Origin of the sequence: Sutcliffiella halmapala, assembly GCF_050107295.1 — a bacterium.
Classification (GTDB): Bacteria; Bacillota; Bacilli; order Bacillales; family Bacillaceae_I; genus Sutcliffiella_A; species Sutcliffiella_A halmapala_A.
Window position 1 is genome coordinate 49,961 of sequence record NZ_JBNIKR010000005.1, and the last position, 18,091, is coordinate 68,051.

The 18,091-nt window shown below is 41.7% G+C and carries 15 protein-coding genes, 1 other RNA gene and 1 riboswitch; of the genes, 11 read left to right on the forward strand and 5 right to left on the reverse strand.

Features of this window, described 5'->3' with window-relative positions; all coding sequences use genetic code 11:
* Positions 1-5: 5 nt before the first annotated feature.
* Positions 6-1,301, forward strand: a complete 1,296-nt coding sequence (eno, locus tag ACQCT5_RS09565) for a phosphopyruvate hydratase (RefSeq protein ID WP_204412494.1) — start codon at positions 6-8, stop codon at positions 1,299-1,301.
* 429 nt (positions 1,302-1,730) lie between these two features.
* Positions 1,731-1,961: a preprotein translocase subunit SecG gene (gene secG / locus ACQCT5_RS09570; protein WP_204412489.1), complete on the forward strand. Its 231-nt coding sequence runs from the start codon at positions 1,731-1,733 to the stop codon at positions 1,959-1,961.
* 55 nt (positions 1,962-2,016) lie between these two features.
* Here the strand turns inward: secG and ACQCT5_RS09575 are convergent, their stop codons facing one another.
* Both ACQCT5_RS09575 and ACQCT5_RS09580 read right to left on the reverse strand, forming a co-directional pair.
* Positions 2,017-2,154, reverse strand: coding sequence for an anti-repressor SinI family protein (locus ACQCT5_RS09575; RefSeq protein ID WP_499641288.1), 138 nt, complete (start codon positions 2,152-2,154; stop codon positions 2,017-2,019).
* The gene (locus ACQCT5_RS09580) at positions 2,144-2,533 is read right to left on the reverse strand and encodes a helix-turn-helix domain-containing protein (protein WP_499641811.1); all 390 of its coding nucleotides are present in this window, start codon (positions 2,531-2,533) and stop codon (positions 2,144-2,146) included. The genes ACQCT5_RS09575 and ACQCT5_RS09580 overlap by 11 nt, the downstream gene beginning before the upstream one ends.
* Before the next feature lie 249 nt (positions 2,534-2,782).
* Between ACQCT5_RS09580 and tapA the strand changes: the two genes are divergently transcribed.
* From tapA to ACQCT5_RS09600, 4 genes are all read left to right on the forward strand, one after another.
* Positions 2,783-4,018, forward strand: coding sequence for an amyloid fiber anchoring/assembly protein TapA (gene tapA, locus ACQCT5_RS09585; protein WP_499641290.1), 1,236 nt, complete (start codon positions 2,783-2,785; stop codon positions 4,016-4,018).
* A 24-nt stretch (positions 4,019-4,042) separates the two neighbouring features.
* Entirely contained in the window at positions 4,043-4,624 is a 582-nt protein-coding gene (sipW, locus tag ACQCT5_RS09590) for a signal peptidase I SipW (RefSeq protein ID WP_499641292.1), read from the forward strand.
* 95 nt (positions 4,625-4,719) lie between these two features.
* Positions 4,720-5,442, forward strand: a complete 723-nt coding sequence (locus ACQCT5_RS09595; RefSeq protein WP_499641294.1) for a TasA family protein — start codon at positions 4,720-4,722, stop codon at positions 5,440-5,442.
* A 68-nt stretch (positions 5,443-5,510) separates the two neighbouring features.
* Positions 5,511-6,140, forward strand: coding sequence for an LPXTG cell wall anchor domain-containing protein (locus tag ACQCT5_RS09600; RefSeq protein ID WP_499641296.1), 630 nt, complete (start codon positions 5,511-5,513; stop codon positions 6,138-6,140).
* Between the two features lie 295 nt (positions 6,141-6,435).
* Here ACQCT5_RS09600 and ACQCT5_RS09605 read toward each other — a convergent pair whose 3' ends face one another.
* Positions 6,436-6,774 (reverse strand): helix-turn-helix domain-containing protein, encoded by a 339-nt coding sequence (locus tag ACQCT5_RS09605; protein WP_499641298.1) that lies wholly within the window; start codon positions 6,772-6,774, stop codon positions 6,436-6,438.
* A gap of 89 nt (positions 6,775-6,863) precedes the next feature.
* The gene (locus tag ACQCT5_RS09610; protein WP_499641300.1) at positions 6,864-7,010 is read right to left on the reverse strand and encodes an anti-repressor SinI family protein; all 147 of its coding nucleotides are present in this window, start codon (positions 7,008-7,010) and stop codon (positions 6,864-6,866) included.
* A gap of 29 nt (positions 7,011-7,039) precedes the next feature.
* A riboswitch (cyclic di-GMP riboswitch) is annotated at positions 7,040-7,137 on the reverse strand.
* Between the two features lie 476 nt (positions 7,138-7,613).
* On the opposite strand from ACQCT5_RS09610, the gene ACQCT5_RS09615 reads away from it, so the two are divergent.
* The 4 genes from ACQCT5_RS09615 (at position 7,614) to ssrA (ending at position 11,860) form a co-directional block, all read left to right on the forward strand.
* Positions 7,614-8,354 carry an alpha/beta hydrolase gene (locus tag ACQCT5_RS09615; RefSeq protein ID WP_499641303.1) on the forward strand — a complete coding sequence of 247 codons (741 nt, stop codon included), beginning with the start codon at positions 7,614-7,616 and terminating at the stop codon, positions 8,352-8,354.
* A gap of 36 nt (positions 8,355-8,390) precedes the next feature.
* Positions 8,391-10,763: a ribonuclease R gene (gene rnr, locus ACQCT5_RS09620; RefSeq protein ID WP_499641306.1), complete on the forward strand. Its 2,373-nt coding sequence runs from the start codon at positions 8,391-8,393 to the stop codon at positions 10,761-10,763.
* Positions 10,764-10,862: 99 nt separating this feature from the next.
* Positions 10,863-11,330 (forward strand): SsrA-binding protein SmpB, encoded by a 468-nt coding sequence (smpB, locus tag ACQCT5_RS09625; RefSeq protein ID WP_386634510.1) that lies wholly within the window; start codon positions 10,863-10,865, stop codon positions 11,328-11,330.
* Positions 11,331-11,517: 187 nt separating this feature from the next.
* Positions 11,518-11,860, forward strand: a transfer-messenger RNA (tmRNA) gene (gene ssrA, locus ACQCT5_RS09630).
* A gap of 342 nt (positions 11,861-12,202) precedes the next feature.
* Here the strand turns inward: ssrA and ACQCT5_RS09635 are convergent.
* Positions 12,203-12,625 (reverse strand): LAGLIDADG family homing endonuclease, encoded by a 423-nt coding sequence (locus ACQCT5_RS09635; RefSeq protein ID WP_499641308.1) that lies wholly within the window; start codon positions 12,623-12,625, stop codon positions 12,203-12,205.
* A 248-nt stretch (positions 12,626-12,873) separates the two neighbouring features.
* On the opposite strand from ACQCT5_RS09635, the gene ACQCT5_RS09640 reads away from it, so the two are divergent.
* Entirely contained in the window at positions 12,874-18,003 is a 5,130-nt protein-coding gene (locus tag ACQCT5_RS09640) for a cell wall-binding repeat-containing protein (protein ID WP_499641310.1), read from the forward strand.
* The last annotated feature ends 88 nt before the right edge of the window (positions 18,004-18,091 follow it).

The following is an 18,091-nucleotide window of genomic DNA, read 5'->3' on the forward strand; positions in this document are numbered from 1 at the left end:
TTTACATGCCAATTATCTCTGATATTTACGCACGCGAAGTCCTTGACTCCCGCGGTAACCCAACAATCGAAGTAGAAGTTTACACAGAATCAGGTGCGTTCGGACGCGCATTAGTACCAAGTGGAGCATCTACTGGTGAGTACGAAGCGGTTGAACTTCGCGACGGCGACAAGTCCCGTTACCTAGGAAAAGGTGTTCAGCAAGCGGTTGAAAACGTGAACGAGCACATCGCTCCTGAACTAGTAGGCCTTTTCGATGTTCTTGAGCAAGTGGCAATCGACGAAGCATTAATCGAGCTTGACGGTACAGAAAACAAAGGAAAATTAGGTGCAAACGCGATCCTTGGTGTGTCCATGGCAGTAGCACGTGCAGCAGCTGACTTCCTAGAAGTTCCTTTATACCAATACTTAGGCGGGTTCAACGCGAAAACTCTTCCAGTACCAATGATGAACATCATCAACGGCGGAGAGCACGCTGACAACAACGTAGACATCCAAGAATTCATGGTAATGCCTGTTGGTGCAGAAAACTTCAAAGAAGCTCTACGTATGGGCGCTGAAATCTTCCACGCTCTTAAATCAGTATTAAGCGCAAAAGGCTTAAACACTGCTGTAGGTGACGAAGGCGGATTCGCTCCAAACCTAGGTTCCAACGAAGAAGCACTTCAAACAATCATCGAAGCGATTGAAAAAGCAGGCTACAAACCAGGCGAGCAAGTTATGCTTGCAATGGACGCTGCAGCTTCTGAGTTCTACAACAAAGAAGACGGCAAATACCACCTTAAAGGTGAAGGCGTAGTCTACACTTCTGAGGAAATGGTTAGCTTCTACGAAAAAATGGCAGAAAAATACCCAATCATCTCCATCGAAGACGGCTTAGATGAAAACGACTGGGAAGGCTTCAAGCTTCTAACTGAGCGTATCGGAAGCAAAGTTCAACTTGTTGGAGACGATCTTTTCGTAACAAACACAAAGAAATTATCTGAAGGTATCGAACGCAAAATCGGTAACTCCATCCTGATCAAAGTGAACCAAATCGGTACACTCACAGAAACATTCGAAGCAATCGAAATGGCAAAACGCGCTGGCTACACAGCTGTAATCTCCCACCGTTCCGGTGAAACAGAAGACAGCACAATCGCCGACATCGCCGTAGCAACAAACTCCGGCCAAATCAAAACAGGTGCACCATCCCGTACCGACCGCGTAGCAAAATACAACCAACTACTTCGCATCGAAGACCAGCTTGGTGACACAGCCCGCTACGATGGCTTGAAATCTTTCTACAACCTAAAAAAATAAGTTACCTGGACCCGGCTAATGCCGGGTCTTTTTATTTTTAGGGATGCTGGCTTCATATACATTACAACCCCTTCACATCATTCAAGCCAAAGAGCCCCCAAGGCCCTTCGCTCCCACCAAACAAAAGTCACCAGCCACCCCAAAACAAACACCAAAAAGAAGAAAAAATAATTACCTATTTTAAATAAAAAGACGACGGCCGCCTGGGGCCTGACCCTCCGACACACCAAAAAATATATATCACTCTATCAGTCGTCTCCTTGCAACCTAAATACAACAACAACTGCGAGGGTCAGGCCCCGGTCTTAAGCCGCCAACCCAAACAAAAATTCCAATCCCGTCACCCTCGTTTTCCCCCTTGTCCCCATTCACAATATATGGTACATTTAATGTAATGTTATATGTGCGTTCGCAGGAGGTGTAGTTTACATGACGATCTTATTAACTATCTTACTTATTATCGTAGCACTAGGACTTATCGCAGTAGTTTTACTTCAATCCGGTAAAAGTGCCGGCCTTTCCGGAGCGATCTCCGGGGGAGCAGAAACACTTTTCGGAAAACAAAAAGCGCGCGGTCTAGACCTTATCCTACACCGTACGACAGTTGTTCTTTCCGTGTTATTCTTCATCCTAACACTGACAATTGCATACTTCGCTTAATAAATAAAACCACTTTCCAATAGGAGAGTGGTTTTTTTACGAAAAAAAGCCTCGGTCACTTGCTCACCAAAGCCATTTCTATGTCCTGCTGCCGTGTTTTCTGGAGGAAGTCCCTTATTTCATTAAGCGATAATCCAATCTCTCTGGCCTGTTCAATCAACTCCACCCATTCCTGATCCAGTTCATTGTTCAAGTTCTTCTTCCTCCTTGACCTTCATTGCCTGCTTCTTCTGCCCCTGCCATTTCTGGAATTCCATGTACTCCTTAAAGTTTATGAAATCCTCCTTGCTCATCCCTTCAGCAATCGCCCGCTGCACCAAGCGTCTCCACTCATCATCCAGCATATGCTTCTGCTCCAGCTCCAATTCCTTCACCGACACCCCATTCAATAGGTATTCAATATCCGTCTCTAAAGTAGCGGAGATCTTATTAAGAAACTGTAAGGAGGGATTTGTCTGAAGATTTCGCTCCAGATAACTCAAGTACGACTTGGAGACCCCGGCCAGCTCAGCCAACTCACTCAACGAATACCCCTTACTCAAACGCAATTTCCTCAGCCGCTCACCAAGCATCATCTTCCCCTTATTTTCTTATGACGTACGTTCATTATATAGTACAAATAATTCTTTATAAAAAACGAAAAATTAAGTAAATAGGAGATAATGAAAGGAAAGTTAATGAAAACGTTCTTAATTAATAAAAAGTGAACAAATTTGATGTTTTTCATTAAGAACAAGGTGTTTTATACTACGTATTGTAAGGTTCGTTAAAAAGAACATTAACGCATAGAAAACGACTAAGTAAAAAAGGAAGTTGAGAACATGACAACTAAATATTCCAACTTCGTTCTTAAAAACATACAAAAGTTTAAAAGTTCATTTAAAAGGACGAATGAGGGAGGGATCCTTATTAGATACAAGAGAGTAAGAAAATTTAATCATCTGAAAAAAGAATTTTCATTAGGTATAAAAGTTATTGCGGTTTGGTATCTTATGATTTTTTCTCTTGTTCAGTTCTCTGAAACCAACGCCGGATATAATGACGTTGAATTATTGTCCTTCCCGATAGCCGCTGGTGAATGGGGAGAATCACCACCAGATAATGAGGAGTGGGATAATAGTTCATTTGAAATGGATGGATCAACAGTAGGGGTGGAAGGATGTACAATTCACACTACGATTTATAACTCTGGGGATGAAGCAAATAGTTTATCAACTTGGCGATATTTTGTACACAAATTAGATAGTAGCGGAAATGTGATCGAGGAACCAGTTAATACAGGAGTTGTGCCTTTAATAGAAAATAAAAAGACAGGAAAAATCGAATCGGAAGTATCAGAAAACGGTGAATATAAGATTAAAGTAAGAAGACCTTTGGGTCACCCAGCAGGTAATAACCCTGATGAAGAAGGATATACCTATCTTGGATGGAGCAAAAAAATAAAAGTGGAAGCCTGCTCTGAACAAAGTGAAGAGGAGGAAGATGCACCTGAAGAAACAGAGCCAGTTTCAATGGAAGTAGAAGGGCTTGAAGGAGTTTCCTCAGAAACCTCAATTACCTTGATTTGGACTAATCCTAATGCAACTACTTTCAGTTACGTTAATGTGTATCGAAACAACGAGAATACCCCAGTGGCTGCCAATATTACAAATGGAGAATTTGTAGATACGGAGCTAGATGCAGATACAGATTACACTTATAGAATTACTACTGTGGATACAAACGGTGAAGAATCAAATGGAGCAACGTATTCCATTAAAACGGCACAAATAGTAAATGATGAGGAAAGTGAAGAACAAACAATAGAAGTCTTAGATGTTAAGTGGGTCCAATTCCGACAGAGCGCAAACGTGGACATTACTTGGTCAAATCCTTTAGGAGATAATTTTAGCCATATTATCCTTTACAAGGATGGTACTAGGCTAATAGAAACCAGTGACAAGTCATACAGAGACAATGGCCTTGTAAAAAAACAGGATTATATTTACAAAATAGTAACAGTTACCAAAAATGGCAAAGAGTCGGAAGGTATCGAGATAACAGTTAATTTAAAATGATTGTGAAAGGCAAGGTGAAATAGGGTGAGTAAAAAGATACTAAAAATGACAAGCAATTTGTTTACCATAGTATTATTTCTTCTATTACTATTCATGGTGTTTCTAGTCATATCAACAAAAGCTTCTGGCGGAGAGCCTCAAATACTAGGTTATCAATTAAAAACAGTTTTATCCGGATCAATGGAACCAACCTTTAAAACTGGATCAATCATAGCTGTTGAACCAGTAGAAAATAAGGTAGGGCTTGCTGAGGGGGATGTTGTCACTTACCTCATTGATGAACAAAACGTAACAACACATAGGATTATAGAGGTTGTCGAAAAAGGTGAAAGTGTGATGTACCGGACAAAAGGAGATAACAACGAAAATGCTGATGGAAATCTCCTCTTGCCAGACAATATTGTTGCCAAATACACAGGGTTTACTGTTCCATACATTGGACATTTTATAGAATTTGCTAAATCAAAATCAGGAACCGCCACACTATTAATAGGTCCAGGACTACTACTCCTTATCTATTCGGCTGTATCCATCATGGGTGCCCTGAAAGATATTGAAAAAGTAGCCGGCAGAAGAAAAGAAGAAAAAGTAGAAAAATCAGCTTAACTATCTTGGTTGTATCCCTTATGAAAACATGAGGGTTCAATAAATAAAAAACTACATACCTTCAAAAACGAAGGGGAAAACGGGAGGAATAAAAAATGAGTATCAAAAAGAAATTAGGTTTAGGCGTAGCATCTGCAGCATTAGGACTATCTTTAGTAGGTGGCGGAACTTGGGCAGCATTTAACGATGTGGAAACAATGACTAATAGCCTTGCTGCTGGAACATTGGATTTAGTAATTGACCAGCCTGTAGCTGGATCATTCAATGTATCAAAGTTAGTACCTGGAGAATGGATTGAAAGATCCTTTGAAATCCAAAATGATGGAAATGTAAACATCTCTGAAGTTCTTTTGACTATGACAACAGATTTTGCTGCTGGAGAAATGCCGCAAGACCGTTCTGCAAATCCAACGGCTAGTTACCCTGCTCCACATAACACGATTGAGGCTGAGTTCTTAAAACAATTTAAGATTGAGGTCTTCAATTCGGACTCTCATAATCTATTAACTGCCAATGGACTAACTGCGGGGACTACTGTTGGTGGGCAAACATTTATCTCATTAAATGATTTAAAACAATTTGTTTCTTCAAACGCTTTTGATGTAGTATCCAATGATGGATTAGACAATAAAGAAGGAGACTTTAATAATAGAGACTCCGACACAATCAAAATTAAACTTACATTTGTCGATGACCCAACGAAAGTAGTCGGAACTCCTGAATATGTTCAGAATAAGTTTATGAGCAACAGTGTTACCTTAAACTTCGCATTCGAAGCTAAGCAAGATGCTAGAACAGGTAATGTTGCTAACGACTAATACAAATATTTTAAAAGAGAGGGTGGGGCATACCCACCCTCTTATTACAATAGACAAGGAGATATTATATGAGAATTAATCTTCTTAAAATTTTTATGCTGTGCGTAATCTTTGTCATTACATTTGGAAACATTGCTTATTCTGAAGAGAAAGAAGTTATTAATCTTGAGACGACTCCAACGAAAGTTTTATTTGACATTAGTAAAATGGTACCTGGAGAATGGGCTTCTCGAAACTTGGTGATAAAAAATAGCGGCCAACAAGACTTTAATTACTTATCTTCCGCAAAGCTAACATCAGGTTCAACTAAAATGTACGATGCTCTATCGTTAGTGATAACTGATGCCAAGGGAGAATTGTATAAGGGTAGTTTAAGTGACTTCAATAAGCTTGAGCCAAGATTTCTATCATCTTCAGATCAAGAAAACTTAACTTTCAGAGTTGAAATGCCATATGAATTGGGGAATGAATACCAAGGGTTGGAATGTGAATTTGAATTCAAATTCTACGTCGAAGGAACCCTCGGCGGAGTACTTCCTGTAGACAATCGACTTCCTGTAACAGCGACTGAAATGTTCAATTATATGTTAATTGGTGCTGCAATGGTCACTTTCGGTGGTATGCTACTGTTCTATCAGAAGAGAAAAAATCGAGATGTAAAAGCAAAATCGTTGAAGGAAAAAGTAATTGGACCTTGATGTTCAATTAGAAAATCAAGGTCTTTTATTGTCTTTTAACTCAAAAGAGGAGAGATACTACATGTACACCAAAACCTGCCCAATCTGCACTCAACCATCCTACAGCTCCTGCCAATCCCACCATTGGTCCTGCCCAACCTGCTCCGAAGATCTTACCATGAAAAAAGCATTAATCCCTACCACCATCATTCATCAACCCAAAATCTTCAAAAACAAAAAAATAACTCTAACAGTCACAAGCTACAAATTCGATAAAGTCATATAACAAAAGCGCCGATGCATCCGCACCAGCGCTTTATTTTTGTTCTTCTTGCTTTATCTTCCATTTATTAAACTCTAGGAACTCTTTAAATTGATCTTTGGTAACGCCGGAGTCCATGGCTTCTCTTACAAGAGTGGCCCATTCGCGGTCGAGGTTTTCTTTTTGGGATTCTTCATTGTCATCATGTAGGAGGGTATTCACCGAGACACCCAGAACTGATGAAACTTTTTCTAGAAATTGTACTGAAGGGTTGGATTGCAGGTTGCGTTCGATGGAGCTTAGGTATGACTTTGCGACGCCTGCGCGATCCGCGAGTTCAGACATGGATAATTTGCGTTGTTCTCTATATTTTTTAATTCGTTCACCAATCATGGCTTTCACCTTCCTATCATGCATATTATAGCATATAACGAAGGGATTGTTAGATATTTAGAACAAAATTACATGATTATTCAATAAAATTAGAGATTTTTAAGGGGAGAGTTAGGGAAATTATGTAGAAATTCTCTAATTTGCTCAGACGAAATTCCAATTTCAAGCGCACTGCCTATTAGTTCCACCCACTCCTTGTCTAAATTTTCAGTTAAATCAACAAACACCTTTTCCATCCTTTTCCCTCCTAAAATACTTTGGTATTTCAGGCAGCCCAGCCATCCTAATAGTTATGTAAATGTAACTATATTAGATCTGTTGACTTTGCGTCCTTGCTTTTCAACAAGTTTGCCTTTTGCTGTTGTTTCGAATTCATTCGATATACAACTTTGGTATTACTACCAACGACCTTCCTATACCCCAAATTTATTATAAATTAACTATTTATGGAATGTTGCTGATTGATGTCGAATAGATCAAGTTATTTCAAAAAAATTCTTTAAGGAATAAAACAAGGACATGAAAGGTAGTGGACGAATAAATCCATCATTTTGAATAGCAAAATAGATTGATTTTTATGGCGGAAATATAAATTAATTTTACTTTTTCTGTCGAAAGGAAGTTCAAAAACAGTCTTTTAAATACTTCTTTAATAAATACCCACATAAAAACATTTCAAGATTCGAAAGCAGGCTCGTTCGATATAACCGTATAATAATCTCCCTCAAAAGCTATTCGCACCCGATTATGGTAAAATGTTCTTTCTAGACCAATTGTATCTGTTTTTTTAATTAGAGTAGCATACTATAGATAGTATACATAGAAAGGATAGGTTTTAAATGAATATAAAGTTGCCTAAGCCATTTACGTTTGAGGGCGGCGAGCGTGCTGTGCTGATGCTGCATGGGTTCACCGGGAATTCTGCAGATGTCCGGATGCTGGGACGTTACCTGGAGAAGCGGGGATATACATGTCATGCGCCACAATATAAAGGACACGGGGTGCCACCTGAGGAATTGGTTCATACAGGTCCTGAGGATTGGTGGAAGGACGTCATGGAGGCGTATCAATTCCTGAAGGATCGCGGGCATGAAAGTATTGCTGTCGTTGGACTTTCGCTTGGTGGCGTATTTTCCTTGAAATTGGGTTACACTGTTCCTGTCAAGGGTATTGTGCCTATGTGTGCGCCAATGTATATCAAGAGTGAAGAAATCATGTATCGTGGAGTTCTGGAGTACGCAAAAGAATGGAAGAGACGTGAAGGGAAATCCCCTGAGCAGATTGAACAAGAAATGAAGGAATTCGAAAAAACGCCGATGGGCACGTTGAAGGCTTTGCAGGGATTGATTGCTGATGTGCGGAATAATGTGGATATGATTTACTCTCCGACATTTGTGGTACAGGCTCGTCATGACAATATGATCAACACCGACAGTGCCAACATCATCTACAATGAAGTGGAGTCGGACAACAAGGAAATCAAATGGTACGAGGAGTCCGGGCATGTGATTACGCTTGATAAAGAGCGGGATCAGTTGCATGAGGATGTATATGAGTTTTTGGAATCATTGGATTGGTAATACTATTAAAAAACGAAATAAAGGAGGGACATATATATGGAAGAAATAATTCAGCAGCATGTGGATAAGCTTTTGTCCTATATGAAGGAAGAGGCATATAAGCCATTGACGACCCAAGAGTTGGAAGAGGCTTTTGGAATCAAGGATTCCGAGGAGTTCAAGAATTTTGTGAAGGCACTGGTTCATATGGAGGACCAAGGGCTTGTTGTGCGTACGAGAAGCAACCGCTACGGACTTCCGGAGAAGATGAATCTGATTAAGGGTAAGGTGATTGGGCATTCGAAGGGTTTTGCGTTTGTAATGCCTGAGGAAGGGGATATGGATGATGTATTCATTCCGCCTACCGAGCTAAATAATGCGATGCATGGGGATATTGTGCTTGTCCGGATCAATCGGAAAGCAAATGGTGACTCCCGCCAAGAAGGTACCATCATTCGGATTGTCGAGCGTGGAGTAAAGGAAATCGTCGGTACATATACGGAAAGCAAGAATTTTGGCTTTGTGATTGCGGATGATAAAAAGATTGCCAATGACATTTTCATCCCGAAAAGCGCAACGAACGGAGCAGTGGAAGGTCATAAGGTGGTCGTGAAGCTTGTGACGTATCCGGAAGGGCGTTTAAGTGCGGAGGGAGAAGTAATCCGAATCCTTGGTCATAAAAATGATCCGGGTGTCGACATCCTTTCCGTCATCCATAAGCATGGCTTGCCGCAGGAGTTTCCGAAAGAGGCATTGGATCAGGCGAATGCAACACCTGATGAAATTGATGAAAATGACATCGGGGACCGTCGTGACCTGCGCGACCAGATGATCGTGACGATTGACGGTGCGGATGCGAAAGACCTGGATGATGCTGTAACCGTGACGAAGCTTGATAACGGCAACTACAAACTGGGTGTGCATATCGCAGACGTGACACATTATGTTACAGAAGGCTCAGCAATCGATATGGAAGCACAGGAACGCGGGACGAGTGTGTATCTCGTGGACCGGGTAATTCCGATGATTCCACACCGTTTATCCAATGGAATCTGCTCGTTGAACCCTCAAGTGAACCGTTTTACGATTTCATGTGAAATGGAATTGAATAATGCTGGGGAAGTCGTCAAGCACGAAATTTTCCACAGTGTGATCAAAACGACGGAGCGTATGACGTATACTGATGTGAATAAAATCTTGGTCGACAAGGATGAAGCGCTGATTGAGCGTTACGAGCCTCTCGTTCCGATGTTCCAGTTGATGGAGGAGCTGGCTGCTGTCCTGCGCAAAAAGCGTATGCTGCGTGGTGCCATCGATTTTGACTTTAAAGAGTCAAAAGTATTGGTGGATGAAGAGGGAACTCCGACTGATGTCGTCCTTCGCGAGCGTTCTGTTGCGGAAAAGCTGATTGAAGAGTTCATGCTGGTAGCCAATGAAACGGTTGCCGAGCATTTCCACTGGATGAATGTGCCGTTCATCTATCGTGTCCATGAGGATCCGAAGGAAGAAAAGCTGCAACGCTTTTTCGAATTCATCACAAACTTCGGCTATGTGGTAAAAGGTAAGGGTAATGCGATCCACCCTCGTGCACTTCAAGAGGTGATCGAAGCGGTACAAGGAAAACCGGAGGAAATGGTCGTATCGACTGTCATGCTTCGTTCCATGAAGCAAGCAAAGTATGATGAGGAGAGTCTGGGGCACTTTGGTCTAAGCACCGAGTACTACACGCACTTCACATCACCAATCCGTCGTTATCCGGATTTGATCGTCCACCGTTTGATCCGTACGTATCTGATTCAGAAGAAAATCGATCAGAAGACACAGGAGAAATGGAGCGAGAAGTTGCCGGAAATCGCGGAGCATTCGTCCAACATGGAACGCCGTGCCGTGGATGCGGAGCGTGAGACGGATGATCTGAAGAAATCGGAATACATGCTCGATAAAATCGGGGAAGAGTATGATGGGATCATCAGCTCCGTCACGAACTTCGGAATGTTCGTCGAACTTCCTAATACAATTGAAGGACTTGTCCATGTCAGCTACCTGACCGACGATTATTACCGCTATGATGAGCGTCACTATGCGATGATCGGCGAGCGGACAGGCAAGGTGTACCGAATCGGTGATGAGATTTCCATTCGTGTAGTGAACGTGAATAAGGATGAGCGTTCCATCGACTTTGAAGTGGTCGGAATGAAGGGAACCCGCCGTCCTGATACAAAAACGGCACCAAGGGTCATCCAGAGCGGAGACCGCAAGAAGCCTACTAAAGGTCGCAGTCAAAAGCGTAAGCAGGAAAGCGACATCAATGATATTGAAATCGGTTGGAGCACGCAAGCTCCTGGCGGCAGTAGCAAAAAGAAGAACAAAAAGAAACAGTTCTTTGAGAATGCGCCAAAGCAAAAACGCACCAAGAAGAAAAAGAGATAATATTTAAAAGAAGGAGAGCCCGCAGTACGGCTCTTCTTTCTTGTACATAACCATAAATTTTGGTAAAATATTCACTACCGCTAGAAGGGGGAGAACGCTATGCCAAAAGGGGAAGGCAAGGTTATCAGCACTAACAAAAAAGCCAACCACGATTATTTTATTGAACAGACATACGAAACTGGCATGGTTTTGCAAGGAACAGAGATCAAATCCTTGCGCTCAGGGCGCGCAAACTTGAAGGACTCCTTTGCACGTGTCCAAAATGGAGAGGTATTCCTTCACAATCTTCATATTAGTCCATATGAGCAAGGTAACCGCTACAACCATGAACCGTTGCGTACAAGAAAGCTTCTTCTTCATCGCAAGCAGATCAACCAGTTGATCGGATTGACGAAGGAAGAGGGATATGCGCTTGTTCCTTTGAAAATCTATCTGAAAAACGGCTATGCCAAGCTGTTGATCGGTCTAGGTAAAGGGAAGAAGAAATACGACAAACGGGATGACCTGAAAAAGAAAGAAGCAAAACGTGATATTGAGCGCGCATTCCGTGAGCGTCAGAAGGAATAGTATAGGGTATTTTACAGTAACTTACAATTGCAAAGTTATGTGAGTATGCTATAATAAGGTTGTCGCTGAAACAGCGGCACTTTGATAATTGAATAGCTAACTTGTTAGCTCATTATCTTTCCCGTTAACACCTCGAGTCTTGGTTGATTTAAATTTCAACAAAAGACATTTACAATCGAGGGGACGTTACGGATTCGACAGGGATAGTTCGAGCTTGGGTTGCGAGTCGGGGGGATCGTCCTCGTCATCAACGTCAACGCCAATAATAACTGGCAAAGAAAACAACAACTTCGCTTTAGCTGCTTAATAACAGTCTATAGCGGTTCCTCCCTCCATCGCCCATGTGGTAGGATCAGGGACTCACTCTAAGTGGGCTACGCCGGAGATCGCCGTCTGAGGTCAAAGGAAGAGAACAATCAGGCTAGCTGCCAGGATGCCAGTCAATAGGCGGAATGTTCAGCGAAATACTAATATATTGACTACACTCGTAGACGCTTAAGTGGCGATGTTTCTGGACGTGGGTTCGATTAATTATTAGTCGCCTTGTATGGTAACATACAAGTGAAAATCTGGCTTTATCGGTGAAACCTAAGTCGCAAAAAGTGTGCGATAAGGCAATGCCGAGCGGTATGTGGAGTAATCCAACAGCCGTGTATCGACTCATAGGTTGCCACGACTTGTGGTAATACTAGGATGCGAAATCTCTGCCTTTCATGGTAAAAATAATGATTCGCATAATACGCCAGAGGGCCTCAAATTTGAGGTTCAAGATATAGTCAGTGCCATGACGAAAGCATGGAATTGCACGTCCCACCGTCTCCATACAAATTGAAAGACCTCACTTTTGTGGGGTCTTTTTTACATTTACCTTATTACAAATTAAAAAAATCCTCTTCGAATTTTTTCTTCTTTTCTAATTCCTTCTGCGTGTATTTTCCGTTTCTCTTTGTCACTAGATTAAAGTGGTTCAGGATAAACTCTGCACGTTTTTTCTTTTGTTGCACTCTTAAAAATTGATAGATATCCATTAATAAGTGAAAGACTTGATCTTTTTGTTTGATATTCAAAGTGAAAGAATTTTTGTGTATTTCCGGTTTGTAATTCTTTTTGTTATTGATTGATCCTCCAGCAAGATTTTTTATGTATTCAAGTAATTCTATATCTGTGGAGGAAATCGTTATGCAGGGCCTACGATTCTCATGAGCATGCATTCTGGTTAATGTAATACTACCTTCTCCATCAATAATTCCCGCAATATAGGCAGCTTCCCAATTTTCCGTAATAATTACCTCCAATCTCTTATTAAATATAGTTCTTTATTGAGAACGGTATATTGAACAATACCCTCTAACATGCTCGTCAAACCGTCCGTTACTCTAAAATATTAATAAGGAATGCATTTTCCCCTCCTTTTCTATCATTTATCAAGTAAAGAATTAGTTATATATTACTAATTAAATTTTAAATATTAAAAATAAAAGGAAAATTTAGAAAAATGTCAAAATAATAGTATTGATGTTGAAAAAATGGAGGAGTGTGCTAAGTGAAGCGAAGGAGAGAAATTAGAAAGCCATTGTTTGCATCGCTATTATCTTTTTTCCTAATTTTTAGTACGATGAGTGGTACTGTTGGGGCAAGAGGAGCGAATGATGCGGAGATATTTTTAAAGTCAAAGGATGGAAATGAAAAAGTAACGGTAAGTGAAGAGGTGACAGAAGCTTTTAGGGAAAATGAGTATGTCGAATTATTAGTTGAAATGAAGGATCAAGTAGATACTACAGCAGTTGCAATCCAAGCGAGGGAACAGATGAAAGCTATACAACATGTTTCTCCCTTCCAACAAAACCTCCAGACTCGCTATGCAGTTGTTGACGCATTAAAATCCACAGCAGAAATTACACAAAATTCCTTACTTCAATCGTTAGAAAAAAGTGAACATGTAAAAGATGTGAAAAGCTTTTACATAATGAATATCGTATACGTGAAAGCAACAAAGAACATTTTAGAAGAGTTGAGAAATCATCCAGAGGTAGCAAGTGTCAGGCTCGACTCCAAGATAGAAATAGATTGGCCGGCAATGTCTTCAAGCCAGATGGAAGAAAATACTCAGCAAGCTATGGATGAGAGTATTATGCAAGAGGGCGATAGCACTATAGAGTGGAACATTAACCAAGTGGAAGCCCCAAGGGTATGGAATGAATTTGGAATTGATGGTAGTGGAGTGGTTGTCGGGTTGATTGATACCGGTGCCCATTGGTCCCATGAAGCCCTGAAAGAGAAGTGGCGCGGGTATGATCCTCTTGATCCCAATAACCCAAACCCTGTAGGAAATTGGTTTGATGCAGTTTCGAATCAAAGTATGCCTTATGATCTCGCTTCAATTCCACACGGTAGTCATGTTTTAGGGACAATATTAGGGCAGGATCCTGCCGGGAATAATAAAATCGGTGTCGCTCCTGGTGCCAAGTGGATTGCTGCTAGAGCATTCACGGAACAAGGTGGACAGGATTCCTGGTTGCTTGCGGCAGGGCAGTTCATGTTAGCGCCGAACGGGGATCCGAGTTTGGCTCCTGATATCGTGAACAATTCTTGGGGCGGCGGAGCAGGCTTGGATGAATGGTATCGTCCGATGGTCCAAGCGTGGAGAGATGCTGGTATCCTTCCAGTATTTTCAGCAGGAAATGCTTATCCGAATAAAGTAAGTGCACCTGGGAACTATCCGGAAAGCTATGCTGTCGCAGCTACGGACAGTCAAAATAGAAGAGGAAGCTTCTCGAGTGTGGGAGCCGGACCTTATGCAGATGATCTTAAGCCGGATATTGCTGCACCTGGAGTTAACATTAGGTCCTCCGTCCCGACAGGGTATGAAGGCGGTTGGAATGGGACCTCCATGGCTGCTCCCCATATTTCAGGTGTTGCCGCGCTTTTACGTTCCGTTGACGCTTCTTTAACGGTAGATCAACTAGAAGATATCATCAATGAAACGGCGATTCCGCTTACAGACAGCCAATATCCGACAGCGCCAAACCACGGTTACGGGAATGGCTTGGTAAATGCGTATGAAGCAGTTGCTTCTATTGCTTCCGGAATTGGAGGTATTACGGGGCAAGTATTGAAGCAGGGAGTGGATGAGGAAGCTCCGGCTATCATGCACGAGCCTTTCACTTTTGGATATAAAGGCTTGGATGTCGTCCTTGATGCACAAATCACTGATAATGTTTCAGTGGTCAAGGCAGATCTATACGTAAGAGAAGATGAACAATCAGATTGGCAAATTGTTGAGCATACACGAACCACCGGAGACTTTAGGAATGGAAATTATCAAGTGGAAGTACCGTTGGAATTCGTGAAGGACCCAGGCTTTCAATATATGATAAAAGCGGTGGACTTCAGTGGGAATGAAGCTGAAACGGAAATATTTGACGTGGAAATCAGCTTCGGTATCAATCCGGAAGAAGCGTTTGAAGTTAACTTTGAACATAATTTAGATGGCATGCTGCTTTATGGTGATTGGGAGTGGGGAAAACCGACTGTTGGTACAACCCCAAAAAGTGGGGAAAATCTGGTTGCGACTAAACTGACAAGCAACTACTCTGATGATTCCGATAGTTTGCTTCAGTTTCCACCGGTTGACCTAAGGAACGCAGAAACTGCTTCGCTTTCATTCCAGCATTGGTTTGATATTGAGTATACCTATGACATGGCAAAAGTGTTGGTTACAAACGATATTGAAAGTGACGTATGGCAAGAAGCAGCAACATTTACTGGAAGGGAAAGAACATGGGAAGAACTGGCGGTAAATCTAGATAGCTTTGCCGGCTCGGAAAATCAAGTGTTTGTAGCTCTACTATTCACTTCTGATGAGAAGGTCAATCATGCAGGGTGGTACATTGATGAGCTGTCCATCACTAGTAATACGGTTGAGGCAACCGAGCTGTCTGATACAAAAATAACCATTGATAAAGCGGACTTCCAAGCAACCCAAAAGGTGGAGCAACCAAAGGCGGTCACAACCAATCAGAGCGGTTTGCCAGTTGAAGCTTACGTCACAGTTGTAGAAACCGGACGAACCGTAAAAACGAGTTTGGAGGATGGGTCCTACCATATTCTGCATCGACCTACACCTGAAGGAGAAACCTATACGCTAAAGGTAGAGTCCTATGGTTTTTACAAGCAACAAGAAGAATTTGTGCTTCAGGATGAAGAGGTAATCGAGAAGAACTTCCTCTTGGCTGAAATTCCTAGAGGAGAAATTTCACTAAATGTAATAGATGTGAGGTCACAGGAACCGATTCAAGGTGCCAAGGTGAAAGTCTTGGAGGATGGCAGGCTTCCTGTTGCAGAGACTGATGAGAATGGAAATTATACTTTCGAGGAAGTATTGGAAGGTACCTATACATTAACTTTATCTCTACCGAACTACCAACAAAAGAGTCTCACTGTGGAAGTAAGTGGAGGGGAAAGCTCCATTGTGACGGTGGAACTGACGCCATTCCCAGGGGTCGCTATTTCCTATGATGATGGAACGGCAGAAAATGCGAAGGCTTACTATAGTGCAGGGTATGGCTTTGCTACAAAGATGACACCAGAAAAATTAGCTGGATTAGCGGGGATCAGCGTTTACTTATGGGAGGCGAACTGGCCAATGCCTGGAGGTAATGAGTTCTCCGTTGCGATTCATGAGAGTAATGAAGAGGGAAATCCAGGAAAAAGGGTGATTGACCCGACAACGGTCGTTGGTGAAAGGGGTCAATGGAATTTTGTTGATTTAAGCGAATTCGATTATAAGACCGATAAGGACTATTTTGTAGTCGTTCTTCAAACAGGTGATTTCCCTAATGTTCCGGGAGTAGGAATCGATGAAAGTTCACCTTTTGCAGATCGCTCCTATCAAATGGATAACGCAGGGGTCTTTTCAAAGTTAGGATCATCAGAAGGTAATTTCATGATTCGTTCCCACCTGTATTATGTCTTAAACGAACCTACAATCAATGGAGGTTCCGAAAACGTATTTGTCAATGAAGATACGTATGCCATTTCTGGTTCTGTTGAAGAAGATGGAGTGGTGAATATTTATAATAATGACATCTTGGTGGGAACAACAGAAGCGGTTAATCAAGCATTTGAATTGGAAGTGCCAGTTAATGAAGGGGAAAATAAAATTACCGCGACGTTAACGAAGGGAGAGGTGGAATCTTCCCATTCCAACACATTGACAATAGTAAAAGACGTGACAAAACCAAGCATATCTATTGATTCACCGAAAAGTGGAGTGTCCACAAATGAACAGAACATTACTGTAACCGGTTCTGTAACCGATACCTACCTTGATACAGTGTTCATTCAAGGTGAAGAGGTAACAGTAAATGAAAATGGCAGCTTTAGTCATGAAGTGCAGCTGAATGAAGGATTGAACGAAGTCGTTGTGGAAGCAAGGGATCTGGCAGGAAATGAAGAGATGGGATCAATTGAAGTCCACTTGGATACAGTGGCTCCTGTAATAAGCGCTATCAGTCCTTCGGAAGACATTTACAAGAATCCAGGAGATAGCATAAAGATTTCCATCACAAGTGACACAAGAGGCGGAACCGCTAATTTGGTCATTAAAGATGAAGCAAATACAGTTCTCGAGGAGTTGGTCATGGAAGAAGTGGAGCCTTTTGTATATGAGGTGGATTGGATGATTCCGATTGATGCAACCTTCTCCAGTGCCAAATTTTTTATGGAACATGTTGATCCCGCCGGGAATAAAACCAGTGTGGAAGCGAATGGTTCACTTAAACTGAATCTTGAGCAAGTAACAAGGTTATCAGGCGAAACAAGATATGAAACAGCGGTGGAAATCAGTAAAGAAGGTTGGAAGTCGGCAGATATTGTGATACTGGCAAGAGGTGATTTCTATGCCGATGCCTTAGCGGGGGTACCTCTGGCACATAAGCTCGGAGCACCTGTATTATTAACGAAAACAAATAGCTTGAATCCGGCTACAAAAGAAGAAATAAAACGGTTAGGTGCTGAAAAAGTAATCATCTTAGGAGGAAAGGAGGCTATCGACGAAAGTATCGCTGAAGAGTTAGAGGGTTCAGGGGTCACGGTGGAGAGAATTTCAGGCTCATCAAGGTACGACACAGCGGTTCTTATTGCAAACCGTTTAGGGTCCACGAATAAGAAAGCGGTTGTGGTAAGTGGATCGAACTTCCCTGATGCTCTATCCGTAGCGTCCTTCGCAGCGAGAGAAGGTACACCGATCTTGTTGACTCGTACAGATCAATTGCCTGAGGCTACCATTGAGATAATCGAGAAATTACAAATAGAAAACACAACAGTAATTGGTGGCCCAGAGGCTGTTTCAGAGAATGTGAAAAATAAATTACCAAATGCTATTAGAGTGAGTGGAATCACTCGTTATGATACAAATATTGAAGTTTTTGAGCATTATAACGCAGGAGGAAATCATTTCTATGTGGCAACAGGTAAACAGTTTGCAGACGCTTTAACTGGTGCAGCCTTGGCCGCAAAGAATAATAGCGGGGTTCTGCTAACGAACCAAAGCATACCTTCCATAACGAGAGATTTCATTTTAGAAAATGAAATCCAACGTTTGACGATTTTTGGTGGAGAGGATGTAGTATCCAAAGAGGTCATGGCAGAATTGGAAAATTTAATCAGGTGATGTAAGGGAAGTGTGCTCCTAAAGGTGGAGCACACTTTTCTTATATAATCCAAATTTACTATTTATTAAATATTTTAAATATTTAATA

Excerpts from the sequence above, each read along its gene's own strand:
- smpB (WP_386634510.1), top strand. The coding sequence starts at position 10,863 with ATGCCAAAAGGGGAAGGCAAGGTTATCAGCACTAACAAAAAAGCCAAC.
- eno (WP_204412494.1), top strand. The coding sequence starts at position 6 with ATGCCAATTATCTCTGATATTTACGCACGCGAAGTCCTTGACTCCCGC.
- ACQCT5_RS09595 (WP_499641294.1), top strand. The coding sequence starts at position 4,720 with ATGAGTATCAAAAAGAAATTAGGTTTAGGCGTAGCATCTGCAGCATTA.
- ACQCT5_RS09615 (WP_499641303.1), top strand. The coding sequence starts at position 7,614 with ATGAATATAAAGTTGCCTAAGCCATTTACGTTTGAGGGCGGCGAGCGT.
- secG (WP_204412489.1), top strand. The coding sequence starts at position 1,731 with ATGACGATCTTATTAACTATCTTACTTATTATCGTAGCACTAGGACTT.
- ACQCT5_RS09580 (WP_499641811.1), bottom strand. The coding sequence starts at position 2,533 with ATGCTTGGTGAGCGGCTGAGGAAATTGCGTTTGAGTAAGGGGTATTCG.
- ACQCT5_RS09610 (WP_499641300.1), bottom strand. The coding sequence starts at position 7,010 with ATGGAAAAGGTGTTTGTTGATTTAACTGAAAATTTAGACAAGGAGTGG.
- rnr (WP_499641306.1), top strand. The coding sequence starts at position 8,391 with ATGGAAGAAATAATTCAGCAGCATGTGGATAAGCTTTTGTCCTATATG.
- tapA (WP_499641290.1), top strand. The coding sequence starts at position 2,783 with ATGACAACTAAATATTCCAACTTCGTTCTTAAAAACATACAAAAGTTT.
- ACQCT5_RS09605 (WP_499641298.1), bottom strand. The coding sequence starts at position 6,774 with ATGATTGGTGAACGAATTAAAAAATATAGAGAACAACGCAAATTATCC.
- ACQCT5_RS09600 (WP_499641296.1), top strand. The coding sequence starts at position 5,511 with ATGAGAATTAATCTTCTTAAAATTTTTATGCTGTGCGTAATCTTTGTC.